The 18668-nt window shown below is 67.8% G+C and carries 21 protein-coding genes and 1 pseudogene; 19 read left to right on the top strand and 3 right to left on the bottom strand.

Features of this window, described 5'->3' with window-relative positions; all coding sequences use genetic code 11:
• Window positions 1-73: 73 nt before the first annotated feature.
• From DZC52_RS06465 to DZC52_RS06435, 7 genes and pseudogenes are all read left to right on the top strand, one after another.
• A pseudogene (locus tag DZC52_RS06465) lies at window positions 74-268 on the top strand (SMR family transporter); the annotation flags it as partial.
• A 91-nt stretch (window positions 269-359) separates the two neighbouring features.
• Window positions 360-971, top strand: a complete 612-nt coding sequence (locus tag DZC52_RS06460) for a cation efflux transmembrane domain-containing protein (protein ID WP_116650314.1) — start codon at window positions 360-362, stop codon at window positions 969-971.
• Window positions 972-973: 2 nt separating this feature from the next.
• Window positions 974-2215 carry a permease gene (locus DZC52_RS06455; RefSeq protein ID WP_116650313.1) on the top strand — a complete coding sequence of 414 codons (1242 nt, stop codon included), beginning with the start codon at window positions 974-976 and terminating at the stop codon, window positions 2213-2215.
• Window positions 2212-2721, top strand: coding sequence for an RDD family protein (locus DZC52_RS06450; RefSeq protein WP_245960777.1), 510 nt, complete (start codon window positions 2212-2214; stop codon window positions 2719-2721). The genes DZC52_RS06455 and DZC52_RS06450 overlap by 4 nt, the downstream gene beginning before the upstream one ends.
• Window positions 2722-2753: 32 nt before the next feature.
• Entirely contained in the window at window positions 2754-4166 is a 1413-nt protein-coding gene (locus DZC52_RS06445; protein ID WP_181918816.1) for an amidohydrolase family protein, read from the top strand.
• Window positions 4163-4477 carry an antibiotic biosynthesis monooxygenase family protein gene (locus tag DZC52_RS06440; protein ID WP_181918815.1) on the top strand — a complete coding sequence of 105 codons (315 nt, stop codon included), beginning with the start codon at window positions 4163-4165 and terminating at the stop codon, window positions 4475-4477. Before DZC52_RS06445 ends, DZC52_RS06440 begins: the two co-directional genes overlap by 4 nt.
• A gap of 9 nt (window positions 4478-4486) precedes the next feature.
• Window positions 4487-5671 (top strand): MFS transporter, encoded by a 1185-nt coding sequence (locus tag DZC52_RS06435; RefSeq protein ID WP_147307628.1) that lies wholly within the window; start codon window positions 4487-4489, stop codon window positions 5669-5671.
• A gap of 1 nt (window position 5672) precedes the next feature.
• Here the strand turns inward: DZC52_RS06435 and DZC52_RS06430 are convergent, their stop codons facing one another.
• Both DZC52_RS06430 and DZC52_RS06425 read right to left on the bottom strand, forming a co-directional pair.
• Complete coding sequence (locus tag DZC52_RS06430) at window positions 5673-6410, bottom strand: sulfotransferase-like domain-containing protein (RefSeq protein WP_116650309.1); 738 nt, start codon at window positions 6408-6410, stop codon at window positions 5673-5675.
• Complete coding sequence (locus DZC52_RS06425) at window positions 6403-7269, bottom strand: aminotransferase class IV (RefSeq protein WP_116650308.1); 867 nt, start codon at window positions 7267-7269, stop codon at window positions 6403-6405. The genes DZC52_RS06430 and DZC52_RS06425 overlap by 8 nt, the downstream gene beginning before the upstream one ends.
• A 126-nt stretch (window positions 7270-7395) precedes the next feature.
• On the opposite strand from DZC52_RS06425, the gene DZC52_RS06420 reads away from it, so the two are divergent.
• The 11 genes from DZC52_RS06420 to DZC52_RS06370 all read left to right on the top strand — a co-directional run bounded on the left by DZC52_RS06420 (window position 7396) and on the right by DZC52_RS06370 (window position 16326).
• Window positions 7396-8622 (top strand): penicillin-binding transpeptidase domain-containing protein, encoded by a 1227-nt coding sequence (locus DZC52_RS06420; protein WP_116650307.1) that lies wholly within the window; start codon window positions 7396-7398, stop codon window positions 8620-8622.
• Window positions 8619-8894 (top strand): hypothetical protein, encoded by a 276-nt coding sequence (locus DZC52_RS06415; protein ID WP_116650306.1) that lies wholly within the window; start codon window positions 8619-8621, stop codon window positions 8892-8894. Before DZC52_RS06420 ends, DZC52_RS06415 begins: the two co-directional genes overlap by 4 nt.
• 7 nt (window positions 8895-8901) lie before the next feature.
• Window positions 8902-9345, top strand: a complete 444-nt coding sequence (locus DZC52_RS06410) for a hypothetical protein (RefSeq protein ID WP_147307627.1) — start codon at window positions 8902-8904, stop codon at window positions 9343-9345.
• 37 nt (window positions 9346-9382) lie between these two features.
• Complete coding sequence (locus DZC52_RS06405) at window positions 9383-10315, top strand: alpha/beta hydrolase family protein (protein WP_116650304.1); 933 nt, start codon at window positions 9383-9385, stop codon at window positions 10313-10315.
• Window positions 10312-10728, top strand: coding sequence for an NUDIX hydrolase (locus tag DZC52_RS06400; RefSeq protein ID WP_116650303.1), 417 nt, complete (start codon window positions 10312-10314; stop codon window positions 10726-10728). Before DZC52_RS06405 ends, DZC52_RS06400 begins: the two co-directional genes overlap by 4 nt.
• Before the next feature lie 63 nt (window positions 10729-10791).
• Entirely contained in the window at window positions 10792-11214 is a 423-nt protein-coding gene (locus DZC52_RS06395; RefSeq protein ID WP_245960776.1) for a methyltransferase family protein, read from the top strand.
• Between the two features lie 32 nt (window positions 11215-11246).
• Entirely contained in the window at window positions 11247-11702 is a 456-nt protein-coding gene (locus DZC52_RS06390; RefSeq protein ID WP_116650301.1) for a hypothetical protein, read from the top strand.
• 8 nt (window positions 11703-11710) lie between these two features.
• The gene (locus DZC52_RS06385) at window positions 11711-11986 is read left to right on the top strand and encodes a hypothetical protein (protein WP_116650300.1); all 276 of its coding nucleotides are present in this window, start codon (window positions 11711-11713) and stop codon (window positions 11984-11986) included.
• Window positions 11987-12024: 38 nt separating this feature from the next.
• Window positions 12025-12561 carry a hypothetical protein gene (locus tag DZC52_RS06380; RefSeq protein ID WP_116650299.1) on the top strand — a complete coding sequence of 179 codons (537 nt, stop codon included), beginning with the start codon at window positions 12025-12027 and terminating at the stop codon, window positions 12559-12561.
• A 24-nt stretch (window positions 12562-12585) separates the two neighbouring features.
• The gene (locus DZC52_RS06375; RefSeq protein WP_116650298.1) at window positions 12586-14232 is read left to right on the top strand and encodes a BCCT family transporter; all 1647 of its coding nucleotides are present in this window, start codon (window positions 12586-12588) and stop codon (window positions 14230-14232) included.
• 240 nt (window positions 14233-14472) lie between these two features.
• Window positions 14473-16326: a choice-of-anchor Q domain-containing protein gene (locus DZC52_RS06370; protein WP_116650297.1), complete on the top strand. Its 1854-nt coding sequence runs from the start codon at window positions 14473-14475 to the stop codon at window positions 16324-16326.
• A 68-nt stretch (window positions 16327-16394) separates the two neighbouring features.
• Here the strand turns inward: DZC52_RS06370 and DZC52_RS06365 are convergent, their stop codons facing one another.
• A complete protein-coding gene (locus DZC52_RS06365) occupies window positions 16395-17867 on the bottom strand; it encodes an alkaline phosphatase family protein (RefSeq protein WP_116650296.1) in 1473 nt (490 codons plus the stop codon).
• Between the two features lie 147 nt (window positions 17868-18014).
• Here DZC52_RS06365 and DZC52_RS06360 point away from each other — a divergent pair, with 147 nt between their 5' ends.
• Window positions 18015-18632: a hypothetical protein gene (locus DZC52_RS06360; RefSeq protein ID WP_116650295.1), complete on the top strand. Its 618-nt coding sequence runs from the start codon at window positions 18015-18017 to the stop codon at window positions 18630-18632.
• Window positions 18633-18668: the final 36 nt, after the last annotated feature.

The raw sequence follows: 18668 nt of genomic DNA, 5'->3' as shown, positions 1-18668 counted from the left end.
GTCACTCGGGTCGCACCACACGATCTGCGGCTTTTCCGACTGAAACGCGCTCCGCGCAGACTTTTTCAGAGGGTCCCTAGCGCTCAAGACCCTGCCGGTGGGCATCGCCTACGCGATCTGGGCGGGCGTCGGGGTGGCCCTGATCGCGCTGGCCGGCTACGCCTTCTTCGGCCAGGCCCTCGATGCACCCGCCGTTGCCGGCATGGCGCTGATCGTCGCCGGCGTGGTCGTCATCAACGTCTTCTCGAAATCGGTGGGGAACACGTGAGGCCGGCGCCTGTCCGTTACCATCATGAGAACCCTTGGCCCGGAAGCCCGAATCGCGTCCGGCGGGGCCGCTGGCAAAGGATTGAAGAGCCATGAGTGCCTGTTGCGACCACGGCGGATCGATGGACGCGCTGCGCGAACGCCAGCGCGGCACGCTGAAAACCGTCTTCGTGATCAACGCGGTGATGTTCGGCGTCATCGTCGTGGCCGCGTTGTTCGCCCGGTCGAGCGCGTTGCTGGCCGACAGCCTCGACAACCTGGGTGACGCCTTTACCTACGCGATCAGCCTCTATGCCGTCGCCCGCGGCCGCCGCACCAAGGCCCGTGTGGCCCTGCTCAAGGGCGGCCTGATCCTGTTTGCCGCAGCCGTGGTCGCCGCCCAGATCGTCTACCGGCTGTTCGTGCCGGCCACGCCCGTTTTCGAGCTGATGGGCGCGTTCAGCCTGCTCGCGCTGGCCGCCAACGGCACCTGCCTGTATCTCCTGTGGCGGCACCGAGCCGACGACGTCAACATGAGTTCGGTGTGGGAATGCTCGCGTAACGACATCGTGGCCAACCTGTCGGTCTTCGTCGCCGCCGGCGCGGTCTGGGCCACCGGGACGCGCTGGCCCGACATCCTGGTGGCCTCGCTGCTGGTGCTGTTCCTGGTCCGCTCGGCCGCCCACGTGATCGGCGGCGCCCGGTCCGAATTGGCGGCGGCGTGAACATGCAGGACTTTCTCACCCGCTGGAGCGAGGCGGCGACGACCAGCGTCGGCTTCTTCTGGATGGCGCTGTGGGCCTTCATCCTCGGCTACATCATCAGCAGCCTCATCCAGGTGCTGGTCACGCGCGAGCGCATGCAACGCGCCATGGGCCGCGACGGCCCGCGCAGCATGGTGCTGGGTACGTTCTTCGGGTTCCTGTCGAGCTCCTGCAGTTTCTCGGCCCTGTCGACGACGCGCGCGATCTTCTGCAAGGGCGCGGGCCTGGCGCCGTCGCTGGCCTTCATGCTGGCCTCGACCAACCTGGTCATCGAGCTCGGCATGGTCATCGCCATCTTCCTGGGCTGGCAGTTCGTCGTCGGCGAGTACGTCGGCGGCCTGCTGCTGATCCTTACCACCTGGCTGCTGATCCGCATCACCCGGCCGCGCCGGCTCGAAAAGCGCGCCCGTGAGAGGCTCGACGACGGCGGGCACGATCACGGCGGCGAAGACCGCTCCTGGAAGGACAAGATCCGCAGCGCCGAAGGGTGGCAGCAGATCGGACAGACCTACGTGATGGAATGGCAGATGGTCTGGAAGGACGTGCTGATCGGCTTCACGGTCGCTGGCGTCATCTCGGCGATGGTGCCCGAAGCGTTCTTCGAGGCGCTGTTCCTGGGCGCCGGCGGCGAAAACGCCGCCAATCCGGGGTTCGCGCAGGTGCTGGCCCAGACGGTGGTCGGGCCGGTGGCGGCGTTCTTCACCTTCATCGGTTCGATGGGCAACATCCCGCTGGCCGCCGTGCTGTTCTCGCAGGGGGTGACCTTCGCCGGCGTGATGGCCTTCATCTTTTCCGACCTGGTCGTGCTGCCGGTGCTGCGCATCAAAGCTGCCTACTACGGCTGGAAGATGGCGCTCTACATCCTGGCGCTGATGCTGGTCGGCATCGTCGCCTCCTCGCTGATCATGCACTACGCGCTCGTTGCGCTGGACATGCTGCCGGACTTCTCCCAGGTGAAGCCGCCGGGTGAGCGGGAGTTCTTCAAGGTCAACTACCAGCTCGTGCTCAATGTGGTGCTCTTCGCCATCAACGCCGTGCTGGCCTGGTTCTGGTGGCAGGCGCGCCGCGACGGCGGGCACGGGCACCACGGTCACGACCACGGTGGCGCTTCCTTGACCGACCGGGTGCTGCAGGTCCTGTCCGCCGTGGCCGTGCTCTGGCTGGCCGGCGGCCTGCTCGTCGGCGCCACGGCAGGGGCCGGGTGAACGGCTCGCCGGCCTGGCGGCGCCTCGCGGCCTTCTGCATCGACTGGTGCGTGATCGCCGTGTGGGGCGGGCTGCTGTTCGGAGTTGCCGTGCTGCTCGGAGCGAGCGATGCCGGCGGGCCGGGCGGACCCTGGTCGGGCCAGCTGCTCGGCCTGGCGACCATGACCGTGCCGGTGGTCCTGTATTTCTCGCTGACCGAGTCGTCGGCAGTGCAGGCGTCGCTGGGCAAGCGTGCGCTCGGTCTGCGGGTGACCGATGAGGCGGGCGATCGACTGGGATTCGCGTCGGCGCTGGGGCGCAACCTGGTCAAGTTCGCGCCCTGGGAATTCGGCCACATGCTGGCCCAGCAGGCGGTGTTTTCCGGCGAGGCGGGTATGCCCGCCTGGACCATCCTCCCGGCGGTGATCGCCTTCGCCGGGCCGTTGCTGTGGCTGATCGAATTGTTCCGGACCGGCCGCACACCCTATGATCGGCTCAGCGGGTCGCGGGTTTTGAGGCGCCGCTGACTCCGAAACCGGAAGACATGCAGGGGAAATCGATGAAACGAATCTTGTTCTTGCTGGTGCTTGCAGCGGGCGCCGCGCCGGCCTGGGCGGAGTCGCTCGCCCTGGTGGGGGCCACGGTTCACGACGGGACGAGCCGCCCGGCCATCGAGGACGGCGTGATCGTCGTCGAGGATGGGCGGATCGCCTGCGTCGGGGCGCGTTCGGCTTGTGAGCTGCCCGACGGTGCACGCAGCGTGGACCTGGCCGGGCGGCACGTCGCGCCGGGGCTGGTCGACGGGCACGTGCACTACGCCCAGACCGGCTGGATCGACGGACGCCCCGACAGCGGCATTGCCATCGATCACTACGACTACCAATCTCAGCAGGCCTCGCTGAGCGAGCATCCCGAGCGCTGGCACCGGGCCTGGCTGTGTTCAGGCGTCACCGCCGTCTACGACGTGGGCGGCTTGCCCTGGACCCTGAAGGTCGACGAGAACGGGGCGGACGGCCCGGTCCGGCCGCACTACCGGGCCGCCGGGCCCCTGATCACCCACTACGAGCCCGTCTTCGGCGTGCTCAGTGCCGGCGGGCAGGACACCTTCCTGCCGATGGACAGCGACGCCGCCGCGCTCGAGAGTGTGGCTGAACTGGCGGCGATGGGCGCTGAAGCGGTCAAGGTCTGGTACCTGGATCCGCCGGCGGGAGAGGTCGAGGCACTCGACGCCCGGCTCGGGCTGATCGGCGAGGCCGCCCGCGAGGCCGGCCTGCCGCTGATCGTTCACGCCACCGAGCTGCGCAACGCCAAGGCCGCGCTGCGTGCCGGCGCGCAGATGCTGGTGCACAGCGTGGTCGACCAGCCCGTCGATGCCGAATTCCTCGATTTGATGCGTGCCGGCAACACGTTCTACGCCCCGACCCTGATCGTCTCGAGTAACTGGCGGCGGGCGGTGGCCAGCGTCCGGCTTGGTCTCGAGGCGCCGGCGCTCGACGACCCCAACGGCTGCGTGGACGCCGAGACCCGGCGCGTGATCGGCGAAGCCGATACCTTCGCCGACGATCCCTCGCCCGAGGCGGTGGCGGCGGCGTATTCGAGCCTGGAAGCGGCCGCGCTTGAAGAAGCCGTGGCGCGGGCCAACCTGCTGCGCGTGTTCGAAGCGGGCCTGCCGATCGTGACCAGCACCGACGCCGGCAACCCGCTGACCGTGCACGGGCCTTCGATCTACAGCGAGATCGAGGCCATGGCCGCCGCGGGCCTGGCGCCCGCCGAGATCCTGAGGATGTCGACGCGAAATGGTGCCGCGGCCATGGGCCGGCTCGAGGAATTCGGAACGCTGGCCGCCGGCAAGCTGGCCGACCTGATCGTGCTCGCCGACGATCCGTCCGAATCCGCCAGCGCTTATCGCAGCATCACCCACGTGATGCGCGCCGGCGAGCTTTCTCCCGTCTCGGAGTATTCAGCCAAGTGATTTGCGTACTGATCGAATTCATCGTCAAGCCCGGCCAGGAAGACGAGTTCGTCGAAGCCTGGACCGACCTGACCCGCTACATTCGCGCGAATTTCGGCAGCCGCGGCTCGCGCCTGCACCACGGCGGCGAGGGCCGCTACGTGGGCTACGCCCAGTGGCCCGACGCGCAAACCCACGCCACGGCAGGCGACGACAGCGCCGAGTACCGCCGTCTTCGCGAGCGCATGAACGCCACGCTCGAGAAGGGCGAGTCGACGCTGCTCGACAAGATGGACGTCGCCGTCGACCTGCTGGATTCCGACCCGGCCTGATCCTTGGCCGTGGGCACGCCGCTCAACGCCAAGCGCTATGCGCTGCTCGGGGCCGCGCTGATCGCCATGAGCTACGGCCTGGCGCGCTTCGCGTTCGGGCTCTACGTGCCGTCCATCCGCGCCGACCTCGGTTTGTCGGCCGACGTCATCGGGCGCATCGGCGCGCTGCCCTACGTGAGCTTCTGCCTGGCCAGCCTGGCGGCAGCCGGCGTGGTCGACCGCCTGGGCTCACGCGGCGCGGCGCTGAGTGCCTGCCTGTTCGGCGTGATCGGCATGGCCGCGGTCAGCCAGGCCGGCAACGCCTGGGTGCTGGCCGGCGGCGTGTTCGCCTGCGGCTTCTGCACGGGCCTGATGATGCCGGCCCTGTCCGGTGGCATGCACGCGGCCGTCAGGCCCTCCGTGCACGGACGGGTCGGGGCCGTGATGAACGCCGGCACCAGCCTGGGCGTCATGGTGGCGGTGCCGAGCGCGATGTTCCTGGCCGGCCAGTGGCGCGAAGGCTATCTCGGCTTCGCACTCGTGGCCGTGTTCTGCGCCGCGCTGGCCTGGTGGTACCTGCCGGCTTCGTCGGGCATGGCCGAGCCACAGCCCGAACGCTCGCGCAAGCCGAGCATGCGCCATGCGCTGTGGCGGCTGGCCCTGTTCGGTTTCGGCATGGGCCTGGTCAGCTCGGCCTACTGGGTGTTCGCCCCGGACCTGGTCGGCACCGTCGGCGATCTGCCCGATCGCGCCAGCGCCTGGCTCTGGCTGGCGCTGGGCTTCGGCGGCCTGGCCGCCGGCGCGGCCAGCGACCTGGCCGACCGCCTGGGCATCGCCCGCGTGCAAGGTGCCGCCCTGGCCGGGCTGGGGCTGAGCCTGCTGATGCTGGCGCAGTGGCCGGGCGCCTTCGCGCCGGCGATCGCCTCGGCGGCGCTGTTCGGCGTGTTCTACATGATGCTCACCGGCATCTACCTGGTCACGGGCGTGCGGCTGCTGGCCGAGCATCCCTCCCTGGGGCCGGTGGTGCCCTTCGTCGCGATCGCCGTCGGCCAGTCGGTCGGCTCGCCCGCCGCCGGCATGCTGGTTTCTGGCCTGGGGCACATCGATGCCTTCCGGGCAATCGCGGCCGTGGGCGTGGCGCTCGGTCTGGCCTTCCACTGGTTCCCGCACACGCGCCCGGCGGAGGCGGAATCTCCCGGGGAGGGTGCCGGCTGAGTCAGGGGCGCAGGCGCTGGGCGTGGAGTTGCCGGTAGAGCGGATGGCAGCTGTCGGCGACGGCTTTGGCCCGACCTTCGAGTTGCGGCGGCTCCCCGGGCGGCGGCCCGAAGCCGGTCGATTCGTGAACCTTCTGGTACCAGTGCGGCGCCCAGACGCCGTCGGACTCGCGCGGGCCGGGCGGCCAGGACAGCATGTGTTCGTCGAAGGGAATGTCCAGTCGGTCGCAGAGGGCGCGCAGGTGGCCTTCCGGGTCGGCCAGGAATTCGCCGCTGTCGATGACGGGCGGTTCCTGGCCAATGCGCCCGACGATGAAATCGTGGAGGGCCTGCTGCTGCGGCACGCCGATGTCTTCGGGCGAGACGGTGTCGCGTTTGTCGAGATAGGAGGCGACGACGTGGCGCGGGTCGCGGATGAGAAAGACGTGGGTGAGCTTCGCCAGCCAGCCGGTCTCCATCATCTCGGGCAGGATGTGGTGGGTCATGTGCTTCTGGTACCAGACCGGCTTGCCCTCGGGTACCGGGCCGGTCAGGTCGGCGACGACCGAGCGCCAGTCGGTATTCATGGCGGCGATGACTTCCTCGCGCATCGGATGCGGCTCACCGCTCATCTTCAGCCAGGCGCCGTAGAGCGGTTCGTCGACGACCGCACAGTCGGGCCGATTCTCGAAGGCGCGCATCATCGCCGTGGAGATGTTGCGCGGGCCCGACCACATGGCGATGCGCAGCGGCTCAGGCATGGGCTTCGCTCTGGATCAGGTCGGCATAGAGTTGCTGCAGGCGTTCGGTCACCGGGCCGCGCCGGCCCGACCCGATGGTGCGACCGTCGACCTCGCCGACCGGCCGCAGGCCCGACAGCGTGCCGGTGGTGAACGCCTCTTCGGCGGCGTAGACATCGGTGAGGCTGAAGGTCTTTTCGCTGCAGGGAATGCCGTGCTCGCGGCACAGCGACAGCACGTGGCCGCGCGTGATGCCGCCCAGGCAGTAGCGGCCGTCGGAGGTCATCACCATCCCGTCGCGCACGATGAAGAAATGCGTCGAGTTGCAGGTGGCGACGAAGCCGTCGGGATCGAGCATCAGGCCCTCGTCGGCGCCGGCCACGGAAGACTGGATGCAGGCGAGGATGCAGTTGAGCTTGCTGTGGCTGTTGAGCCGGGGATCCTGCACGTCGGGTGCGCCGCGGTGGACGTGCACGGTGAACAGGCGCTGCGGTTTGACGAGAATGTCTTCGGTGACCGGGTGGTGGCCGGGGATGATCACCAGGGTGGGCCCGCCTTCGATCAGGCGCGGGTCCTGGTAGGGCTCGCGGCGCACGCCCCGGGTGAGCATGATGCGCAGGTGGGCGCCGTCGACGAGTTCGTTGCTTTCGATCACGGCACAGACTGCTTCGATCAGCGTTTTGCGCGCGGGCATGCCGTTGATCATCAGCGCCTTGGCCCCTTCTTCCAGGCGAGCCAGGTGGGCGTCGAGAAACGCCGGCTTGCCGCCGACCACGCGCACGCCTTCCCACACGCCGTCGCCGAGCACGAAACCGGAGTCGAAGACCGAAACGCTCGCCTCGGATTCGGGTACGAGGCGGCCGTTTATCCAGATCTGCATGAGCGCGTTGATTCCTGCTGGGACGCAGCGAGTCTAGCAGACGCCCCGCGGGAGGCCGCGCAGGGGCTGGCCAGTGCGGGGCGATGAACGGATAATGCCCTCAGACCCTTTCCGGTATCCAGGTCCATGTCGGCACGCTCCTGCCATTCGCTTTCCTTCCTGACGGCCGTGGTCTTCGGCCTGCTTGTGCCGATGCCTGCCCTGGCAGCGCCGACCCCGATCGAACCCGATGCCGCGCTTGAGCGCCTCGTCGGCGAGCGCGAGGTGGTGTTCTTCGCGCGCGACCTCGAAGGTGACCGCGCCCATGCGTTCGAGCCCGGACGCATCGACGAGCGGCATCCGCCCTTTTCGACCTTCAAGATTCCCAATTTCCTGATCGCGCTCGAGACGGGCGTGGTCGAGGATCCCGACGCCCTGCGCGACTGGGACCCCGAGCAGCGGCCGCCGGAGGATTTCTGGCCGGCTTCCTGGAAGCAGCCGCAGAGCCTGGTCACGGCTTTCCGCCGTTCGGCCGTCTGGTTCTTCCGCGACATCGCCCTGGCGGTGGGCGGCGAGCGCTACCGTTCGGCCCTGTCGCGCTTCGACTATGGCAACCGCGTCGCCGCCGACGGCAACGACGGTTTCTGGCTCGACGGTTCGCTGCTGATCTCGCCGCGCGAGCAGGTCGCTTTCCTGGCCCGGATGCTCGAGGGAGAACTCGGCATTGCGCCGGAGCACCTCGACGAGCTGCGCGCGGCCAGCGTGCTGAGCGATACCGGTACCTGCCGGCTGCATGGGAAAACCGGCGCGGGCCCGGTCGGGGAGACTTTCGAAGGCCCCTTCGAGGGCTGGCTGGTGGGCTGGACGCGCTGCGGGGATTTGCCGCCGACCGTCTTCGCCCTGTGGGTGCGCGGGCCGAGTTTCGGCGCTATCCGGACCTTTCGGCAGGAAGCCGCCACCGAGTTGTTGCAACGCATCGGGGCATTCGACCCCCGGGAGGCTGACATGACAGATTCGAACCACACGCACCACGCGATCGACTACATCGAGATCCCCGTGACCGACCTGGCCCGCGCCAAGCGCTTCTACGGCGAAGCCTTCGGCTGGACCTTCAACGACTACGGCGACCAGTACGTCGGCATCCGGCGCGCCGGCGACCCGGATCGCGAGTCCGGCGGGTTTCGCCCGGTCGATGCCGTCGAGCCGGGCGGCGTGCTGGTCATCCTCTATTCGGAGGACCTCGAGGAAAGCGTGGCGAAAGTCCGCGCCGCCGGCGGCCAGATCACCGCCGAGCCCTTCGAGTTTCCCGGCGGGCGGCGATTCCATTTTCGCGATCCCGACGGCCACGAGCTGGCGGTCTGGTCGAGCGAATGATCGATCGTTCGCTTCGCCGCCGATCGCGAGTGCTGCTTGCGATCGCCATCGTCCTGATCATCGCCGGGCTGCTGGCGGTGGCGACCTACGCGGTCCACTTCGTCGGCGTCCTGGACCAGGCCGACCAGTCGATGGCCTTCTGGCTGCTGCCCTTGCTGCAGTTCGGGCTGGCGGCGGCCGGCAGCGGCACCGTGCTGGCCGTGCTGTGGCTGTTGCTGGTCAGCACGGACCGGGCGGCGGACCGCCAGGAGCACGATCCCCCGGAGGACTGAGACGGCCATGTCGCGAATGGAATATTCGATGAATCGCTCGCTGATTCGCCACGGCTTCGTGCTGATCCTGCTGGCCCTGGTCGGCGCTTTCTTCATTCCCGCCATGGCCTTGCCGCGACTCGGCTTGTCGGCGCATACCGTCGGGGTGCTCGGCGGGGTCTTGCTGATCGCCGTAGGCGGCGTCTGGCCGGCTTTTTCGCTCGCCCCGCGATCGCAGGCCCTGCTGGCGTTCAGCTGGCCGGCCGCCGGCTATCTCAATTGGTCGGGATGCTTGCTGGGCGCCGTACTTGGCGCCGGACGCGCAACGCCGATTGCCGCCGCCGGCACGACGGGCCCGGCCTGGGCCGAGTGGCTTTCGGGCGCCATGCTGCTGATGGCGGCCGCTACCTCCCTGCTGGCCGTGGGCCTGTCTCTGCGGGGGCTCAGCCCAGGCCGCGCGCGCGAAACCTGATAGGGTCGGCATTGGATTTCATCGAGGAGGTGCACTCATGCCGAAGCGTGCACGCTCAGCAGTCGGCTTTCTTCTCCTTGCCGGAGCGCTCTGCCTCGTGACGGGCACCGGTCTGGCCCAGTCGGGCGTTTCCTGGTCGCAGATCATGGATTTACCGCAGCCGCCGGCCGGGCAGGTGATGGCCTACGGTGATGCGCCCTCGCAGTTCGGTGAGCTGCGCCTGCCCGAGGGCGAGGGGCCGTTCCCGGTGGCCGTGCTGATTCACGGCGGCTGCTGGCAGCGCCATTACGGCGCCGACCACATCGCTCCGCTGGCGGCCGACCTCAACGAGCACGGGGTCGCGACCTGGGCGATCGAGTATCGCCGCCTGGGTGAGCCCGGCGGCGGCTGGCCCGGCACCTTCGACGACGTGGTTGTCGGGTTGGCGCAACTCGAGACCATCGCGGGGAACTACCCTGTCGATGCCGGGCGGATGGTGCTGGTCGGTCATTCCGCCGGCGGGCATCTCGCACTCTGGCTGGCCAGCCGGGAACGCATCGTCACCGACCACCGCTGGCGCGGCGGCGTTCCGGATGGACTGCAGGGCGTTGTCGGGCTGGCGGCGATCACCGACCTGGCCGAGTATGCGGCCGGGAAGGGCGACTGCAATGCCGCCGTGCCGATGCTGCTCGGCGACGACGGCTCGCGCTACGCCGACCGGCTCGGCCTGGCCAGCCCGGACCGGCTGATGCCGCCGGCCGTGCCGGTTCACCTGGTCCACGGGCGAGAAGACCGGATCGTGCCGCTGTCGCAGACCGTGGTCTACGTCAACAACGTCAACCGCGCCGGCGGCAGCGCCCGGGAGACCCTGGTGGCGGGTGCGGGGCACTTCGACCCCATCGCGCCCTTCAGCGAGGCCTGGGCTCGAGCGCGAGGGGTGATACTGGGGCTGCTCGAAGAAACGGGGCAACAAGAGGAAACCGGCCAATGAGTGAAGGGCTGATCGAGACGGTCGCCGCCGTGATCGCCGATTCCGGCGGGCGCGTGTTGCTGGTCCGCAAGCAGGGTTCGGACACGTTCATTCAGCCCGGCGGCAAGCGCGAGCCGGGCGAAGATTCGCTCAGGACGCTGGCTCGCGAGCTGCGCGAGGAAATCGGCGTGCAGCTCGTACCGGGTTCGGCGGTTCGCCTGGGCGAGTTCGAAGCGCGTGCGGTACACGAGGCCGGCATGCGGGTGCGGGCCGAAGCCTTTTTGGTGCGCGTCGAGGGCCGACCCGAGGCGGCCGCGGAGATCGCCGAGCTGGTCTGGATCGATCCGCGCGATCCCGGTGAGGTGAACGTCGCGCCGCTGAGCCGCCTTCATATTCTGCCGGCTTTCCTGGCCACTTCGGAGGATGCTGCATGACCCGCCGAATGAGGGGATGAGGTCATCGATCGCCTGGAACTGAAGATTCCGCCCGTTCTCGTCGTGGCGCTTGTCGCCTCGGCGATGTGGGGCGTCGCCCGGATGACCATCGGTCTCGACCCGGCGCCCTGGCTGCGCATCGGGCTGGCCGCGCTGCTGCTGATCACCGGCGCGTGGCTGGCGGTGGCCGGCGTGATCGAATTTCGGCGGGCGAGCACGACGGTCAATCCCATGGCGCCGGGTGATTCCAGTACGGTGGTCGACAGCGGCGTCTATCGTTACACCCGCAACCCGATGTACCTCGGTTTCGTGTTCGTGCTGCTCGCCTGGGCGGTCTGGCTGGCCGCGCCCTGGACCCTGCTGGGGCCGGCGGCCTTCGTGGCCTGGATGAACCGCTTCCAGATCCTGCCCGAGGAACGCGCGCTGGTCGACCGATTCGGCGACGACTACCGGGCATATCGTGAGCGCGTGCGGCGTTGGGTCTAGATTCCATTGATCGAAGAGGGAGAAATAAAGTCATGAAGAAAAATATCCTGCTCGTCACAGTCCTGGCGTTCGTTCTGGTCGCCTGCGGCGGTGGCGGACAGACCGGCCGCATCTACGAGAGCGAAGGCGAAGCCGCCGGGGACGAGACCACGAAGATTCGCTTCGTCGACGTGGTCGAGAATCAGCCCGACCGCCTGGTCGTCGAGTTCGGCTATACCTATCGCGACGAAGTGCCGGCCGACGAGATCAAGCTGTTCGTGCTGCCCGACCACGGCTACTGGCAGATGCAGGATGTGTCCATCGAATCGGGCTCCCACGAGGCCACGGCCACCATCGGCCTGAGCGAGTCGAACATGGAAGACGACGGCGTGAGCGAATCGGAAACCTCGCTGCTGCGTTTCCGTTTCGAGCACTACCGGCCGGGTGAATACGTCGGCCGCGTCGGGGGCGAGGACATTCCTTTCGAAAAGCACTGGTCGCTGCCCTGAGCGCCGGCATGAGCTGGTATCGCCTCGAACTGGAAGACGCCGTGCTGGCGCAGACCCAGCTGGCCGGAATCGCCGAGCGCGCCCGCGAGGCTTTCGAGGCCGCCGGGCGGCCCGACGGCTGGGGCGTTTACTGCCGGCACGTTTCCGGGGCGCTGCACTGTCGGGCCGAGGTCTACTTCTCGCCGGCTGCCGGAGACCTGGGCCGGGAACTCGGGGCCGTGCCCTTCGCCGAGCCCGGTGAGCACCCGAGCCTGCTGGTGGGCGATGGCGATAGCGGGCTTTGATTAGAATGTCCGCAAGCCCATCTGTTTCCCGTTGTCCGATGCGAATCTTACTGCCCTCGCTTCTTCTTCTTCTTTCGACCTGCTCGCTCGCGATCGCCCAGTCGCCGTATGCGGGTCAGCAGCACCGGGCCGTAAAATCGCTGTCGAGTGAGCGCATGGCCGGGCTCGAGGCCGGGCGCGGACTCGGTTACGCGAAAGCGGCCGAGCTCAACGGTTATCCGGGGCCGAAGCACGTGCTGGAACTGGCCGACGAGCTGGGTTTGAGCGAGACGCAGCGGGCCCGAACCCGCGAGCTGTTCGAGACCATGCAGGAGCGGGCATCCGCGCTGGGCCGTGAGTTGATCGCGGCGGAAGCGGCGCTGGACGAGGCCTTCGCCCGGGGCGATATCTCGCCCGAGCGCCTGGCCGAGCTGGTTGCCGCCAGCGCGCGAATCGAGGGCGATCTGCGTCGCGTCCACCTCGAGGCCCATCTCGGCCAGGCGGCGGTGCTCGACGAAGAGCAAACGGAAAGATATGTTCGGCTGCGTGGTTACGGAAGCGGGTCGCACGAACACCATCGCCGCCACCGGAACTGATCGCCGCCGCCAGGGCGCCGAAACATGCACCTCGACCTCCGGCAGACACTCAAGAACGCCCCCTGGACCCTGATCGTCTCGCTGGCGATCATGGCCGGCTTTGTCGTGATGGGCGCGCGCATGCCCGAGCAGCTGGCCGAGGGCGCCGGTCGGGTGCTGGAATTCACCACGAGCCATTTCGGATGGCTTTACCTGTTCGCCACCACCGGCTTTCTGATCTTCTGCGTCGGTGTGGGTTTCAGCGTCTACGGGCGGATTCGCCTGGGTGCCGACGGGGAAGCGCCCGAGTTTCCCTACCCGACCTGGCTGGGCATGATCTTCTCGGCCGGGATGGGCGTGGGCCTGGTGTTCTGGGGCGTGGCCGAGCCGATGAGCCACTACGTGGCCTCGCCCCTGGGCATGGCCGAGCCGCGCAGCGCCGAGGCCGCCGAGCTGGGCATGCAGTATTCCTTCTTCCACTGGGGCTTTCACCAGTGGGCCAATTTCGGCGTGGTCGGCCTGGCCATCGCCTACGCGCGTTTTCGCCTGGGTCGGCCCGGGCTGATCAGCGAGACCTTCCGTGCCAGCCTGGGCGACCGGGTCGACGGGCCGGCCGGCTACGCGATCAACACCCTGGCCGTGCTCTCGACGGTGTTCGGCGTGGCCACGACCCTCGGCCTGGGCATCATCCAGATCAACAGCGGGTTGGGCACGGTCGCCGGTGTCGGCTTCGGCCTGGACAACCAGCTGGCGATTCTCGCCGGCATCGCCGTGATCTTCCTGCTGGCGTCGCTGACGCCGCTTGAGGCGGGCATTCGCTGGATCAGCGACGCCAACATGCTGCTCGCCGGGCTGGTGCTGGTGTTCGTGTTCTTCGCCGGGCCCACCGACTTCATCACGGCGGTGCTGACCAATGCCCTCGGCGACTATTTCGCCAACCTGATCGGCATGAGCCTGGTGATGGAGCCCTACACCGGCGAGGACTGGGTGGAGCGCTGGACGATCTTCTACTGGGCCTGGGGCCTGGCCTGGGCGCCCTTCGTGGGCAGCTTCATCGCCCGCATATCGCGCGGTCGGACGGTGCGCGAGTTCGTGCTCGGCGTCATCGGCGTGCCGGTGTTGCTGAGCATGGTCTGGTTCGCCACCTTCGGCGGCAGCGCACTGTATTTCGAGCTGTTCGAGAATGCCGGCCTGGCCGATGCGGTGAGCACGGAAATGAGTTCGGCGCTGTTTCGCATGCTCGAGCTGCTGCCGGCCGCGGGCGTGCTGGGCATCGCGGTGCTCGTGTTGATCGTGCTGTTCGTGATCACCTCGGCCAACTCGGCGACCTTCGTGCTGGGCATGTTCACCAGCAACGGGCGGCTCAACCCGGGCCGGCCGACACGCCTGACCTGGGGCGTGGTCACCGTGCTGGTCACCGGGGTTCTCCTGGTCAGCGGGGGGCTGGGCGCACTGCAGACCATCTCGATCATTGCCGCCTTCCCTTTCATGGTGCTGATGATCTTCATGGCCACCTCCCTGCTGCGCGCCTTTCGCGACGAGCAGCGCCAGCAGGAACTGCACGAGGCGCTGCTGCGCGAGCGCCTGCAGCGTCTGCTCGAAGAACACGATGCGCAGCGCCGTGATCAAGGCGCGAACGGGGACGATGGGGACCCTGAAGTCCCGGGGGCGGCGAGCGATGGGCGCAACTGAGAGATTGCGCACCCCGGCGTTCTCGCTGGGTTCGATCAGACGGGAATCAGAGCACGGTGCCGGTCTTGACGCGCACTCTGGCATTGCCTATCTTACCCGCATAATGTGAACTGGCGCACACTTTTGGCTTGCGTCATTGTAGGATATTGCTGGTAATCTAGCGATACGGTGCCCAGAGGGAGGGGTGACGAACCCATCGTTCGGCCCGCGTCGACAACGAATCTTCAAAGGGAGAAAGGCATGCAGAATCCTAGGAGCCAGGCGTTTCGTCCTGGTGCTCTTGCCACGGCCATCGGGTTCGCGCTGGCGGCCTCCGGCGCGCAGGCGGCGACTTTCCAGGTCACTTCGACGGCCAACTCGGGTCCCGGCACGCTGCGCCAGGCGATTCAGTCCGCCAACGGCCAGGTCGGCCCGCACATCATCGACCTCTCGGGGGTTTCGGGCCAGACGATCACCCTGACGGGAGGCCTGCCGTTCATTGCCGAGGACATGACGCTGCAGGGCAGCGAGGTGACGCTTTCGGGCGATGATCAGTACCGCTGCCTGAGCGCGGAGTACGCCAACCTCGAAGTCAGCGACATGACGATCACGCGCTGCGCGGGGACGACGGTCGGCGGCGAGGTCCGTGGCGGGCAGGGGCCCTACAGTTACCAGGCCGGCGGCGGCATCTTTGCCTACGGCGGGGACGTGAGCCTGAGCAATGTCACGATTTCCGACAACACCGCCTACGGCAGCGGCGGCGGCAAGGGACCCAGCTACGGCTACGGCGGCGGCGTTGCCGTGATCTACGGTTCGCTCTCCGTCACCAACGGCTCGATCATTACCGGGAATGGATCTGCCTACGGCGGCGGCATCGCGCATTCCGGCCCTCAGCTGCTGGTTCAGGGATCCGAGATCTCCGACAACCAGAGTTATGCCGGTGGCGGCGTGATCAACCGGCCGCCGCAGCGCATCGGGCGTGGTGATGTTGCCTACGGCATGTTCTTCGAGAATGCCGTGATTTCGGGCAACTCTGCTGCAGAGGGGGGCGGCCTCAACGTGATCGGCCCATTGAGCCTGATCGATACCGAGATTTCGAACAACGACGCGGCTTACGTGGCAGGCGGTGTGTTCGCGCGTTCGCTATCCGGCCCGAACAGGGGCGTTTCATCGGAGATCGTCGTCTCCGGGAGCGCCATCGTGAACAACTCGGCCGGCTACGAGGCCGGCGGCGGCTGGATGGACGCCAAGTACGGCATGGTCATGGAGAACACTACGGTCAGCGGTAATACCGCACAGGCCGTCGGCGGTCTCTACACGATCGAGGGGCCCAACGGAAACCCGGTTGTATTCAACGGCGTGACCATCACGGGCAACTCCGCCACCGACGGCCCCGTGGGCGGCATGGCGGTCTACTCGACGGCTCAGTACAGCCAGGTCGATATCAGCAACAGCATCATCGCCGGCAACTCGGCTACCGAGGGCGATGTCGATCTCGCCGGCAGCATTGGACCACAACCCGAAGGCAATACCCAGGCGGCTGGCGGCAAGACAGGTGAAGCCGGCTGGAAGCCGCGCGTTTCCAGTCGGCTTCCCGGACGCACGGCCTGGACCGCCGACTTTTCGCCGAAGGCTTCGAAGGCCGGGCTGGAAGGCTGGGATCGGGGGCAGCAGCCTCCAGGACCTCCGGGGCCGGCGACGTTCGAAGTCAGCTACAGCCTGGTCGGTGCCGTGCCCTCGACGGGAACGTTCAACGCCGATGCCGTCAGTTCGGGACTCGTCGGCGCCAATCCGTTGCTGGGACCGCTCGGCAACAACGGCGGGCCGACGCCGAGTCACCTTCCAGCGGCCAACGGGCCCGGAATCGACCTGGTGCCGCAAGGCACGAACGGCTGCGGCACTAGTTTCGCGGTCGATCAGCGTGGCGAGGCGCGTCCGGACGCCAGCAGCGGCCAATGCGACCTCGGCAGCGTGGAAATTCAGGGTACGCCGCCGCCTCCGGGTCCTGCACCGCTGGCCGTGCCCGTGAACAATCCCGTCGCGCTGGCGCTTCTTGCGCTGGGAGCCGGCCTGCTGGGCTTTTTCGGCCTGGGACGCGGGCGGCGCAGAGCCTGACAGGTTGAAGCACCGCCGGCCGGACAGGCGTCCGGTCGGCGAAGATGCGGGTCATCCCGGCCGGCTCGTCACTGAATGAGCCGGCACTCCCCCAGCGAGCGACCGTCCAGGCTGCCTTCGGCCCGGTCTCCGTCGATCGTGAATGACAGGTCGACTTCCCTGAAGTCTCCCTCGCCGACCCGGTCGAGCACGTGGACGCGCCGGCCGTGGTGCAGGGCCATGTGACGCGCCCCGATGCGTGCCTCGACCGGTCCGGCTTCGCAGTCGAAGCGTTCGATCCTGTAATCGTGTCGCCCGCTGCCGTCTAGATAAGGCAGGAAAGTGGCCAGCCGGCCTTCGTGTTCGGCCGGCTCCAGGTCCAGCAGGTGGGCCATCAGCGGATACAGACCGACGCTGCGAACCGCGGGGCTGCGCGCGCCCGGCGTGAAGTCCGGACCGCGCGCGACGAAGATGCCGTGCATCTCCGCCAGCGCCGGGTCCCAGCCGTGCATGCCCTTGGGTGGATTGGGGTTGGCCATGTAGGGTTTGCTCGAGATCAGCCAGCCGGGGTCGGCTTCGACCAGCACGTCGGGAACGCGGTAGTGGCTGCCGAAGCGATAGCGATCCGGGATGTCTTCGCGCTTCCAGGCGCGCAGGTGCGCCACGCCTTCGAGCGCGGCGACGATTTCGTCGGCCGACATCTCGCGCGCCCAGATCTGAGCCGCCGGGCCCCAGTCGGAAACGTGGACTTTCGAGAGGTCGATATACTCGTCGAGCGCGACCACGCGATCGGGACTGACCGCCGACATGCCGTGGTCCGAGACCAGGATGATGTTGATCTCGTCGAGCCGGCCCGTCGACTCGAGCTCGGAGAACAGGCGGCCGAGCTGCCCGTCGATTTCGGCCGCAGCCGACAGGGCCGCGCGCGAGGCCGGGCCATCGCCGTGGCCGCGCGAGTCGACGCGGCTGAAGTAGAGGGTCAGGAAGTCGGGCCGCTCGGACTCCGGCATCGCGAGCCATTCGAGCACCTGGTCGATGCGCTCTTCGTGCGGCACACGCCCGTCGTAGGCGCGGTAGTGGGTCGGGCGGGTGCGCTGGATCATGGCCTCCGAGCCCGGCCAGAAATAGGTGGCGGCGATCAGGCCCTGCTGCTCGGCGGTCACCCAGATCGGCTCGCCGCCCTGGTACCAGAACCCGTCGTTGACCGCCTCGCGGTCGCCCAGGGAGAAGCTCGCCTCCCGTCGGGGATCCCACATGTTGTTGGCCACCACGCCGTGCGTGCCGGGATGGCGTCCGGTCACCAGCGTGTAGTGGGTGGCGAAGGTCTTGGTCGGGAAGGCGTGGTGGAGACTGTCGGCGTAGAGGCCTTCGCGGATCATGCGGTCGATGGCCGGGCTGTCGAAGCGCTCGATGTAGTCGTGGCGAAAGCCGTCGATCGAGATCAGCAGCAGGGGTGTCGGTTTCTCCCCGTCGCGATCGGAAGGGCCGGCCTGGCAGCCCGCGAGGAACAATGCCGGCAGCAGGAGCGCAAGCGGCCGAAGGCGGTTGAGGAAGTCTGTCATGGAGAACGTCGGTGAATGCACAGCCGCTCATATTAATCGCTGGGCCGCCGCGAATTCATGAAAACCGGCGCCGAATCCGGTGACCGGATCGGCGCGCGAAATCCGTTCTAGTCAGCATTCGAGACAAAAAGCCAAGGGAGCGAATCAATGAAAAAATTCCTCGTGGGATGCCTGGTGGTGATGGTCGTGCTGGTGCTCGCCGGCGGCACGGCGGGCTACTTCTTCGTGATCAAGCCGACCTGGGACGCAGCCGTCGGCGTGAAGGAGCTGGTTCAGGAATACGCCGAGCTCAACGAGCAGATCGAACACCAGGACGGTTTCGAGCCGCCGCAGGACGGCGGCATCAGCAGCGAGCAGTTCCAGCGCTTCCTGGTGGCGCAGCGCGACATGCGCCAGGCCATGGAAGGCGAGCTCGAGGCGCTGGAGCAGCGGCTCGACGCGATGAAGCAGGAGATGGAGGCGGAAAACCGCGAGGCGGGCATCGGGGAGATGTTCACCGCCTACCAGGACCTGGGGGAACTGCTCATCAAGGCCAAGCGCGCGCAGGTCGAGGCGCTCAATCGCTACAACTTCTCGCTGCAGGAGTACCTGTACGTGCGCAACCAGACCTACCGCGCCCTGGGCCAGGAAGTGGCCGTGGCCTCTTTCGGCGATCAGGCCCCACAAGTGCGCAGCTTCCAGGTGCCCGACGAGGTCGTCGAGATGGTCTCGCCGCACAAGGAAGAGTTGATGGAAGGGTACGCCTTCGCCTGGTTCGGCATCTAAAATTTCGCGTCAGAGCTACTGCGCACCGCTCTGACG

Origin of the sequence: Wenzhouxiangella sediminis, from assembly GCF_003410055.1 — a bacterium.
Taxonomy (GTDB): domain Bacteria; phylum Pseudomonadota; class Gammaproteobacteria; order Xanthomonadales; family Wenzhouxiangellaceae; genus Wenzhouxiangella; species Wenzhouxiangella sediminis.
This window is presented reverse-complemented; position numbering and strand designations above follow the sequence as displayed.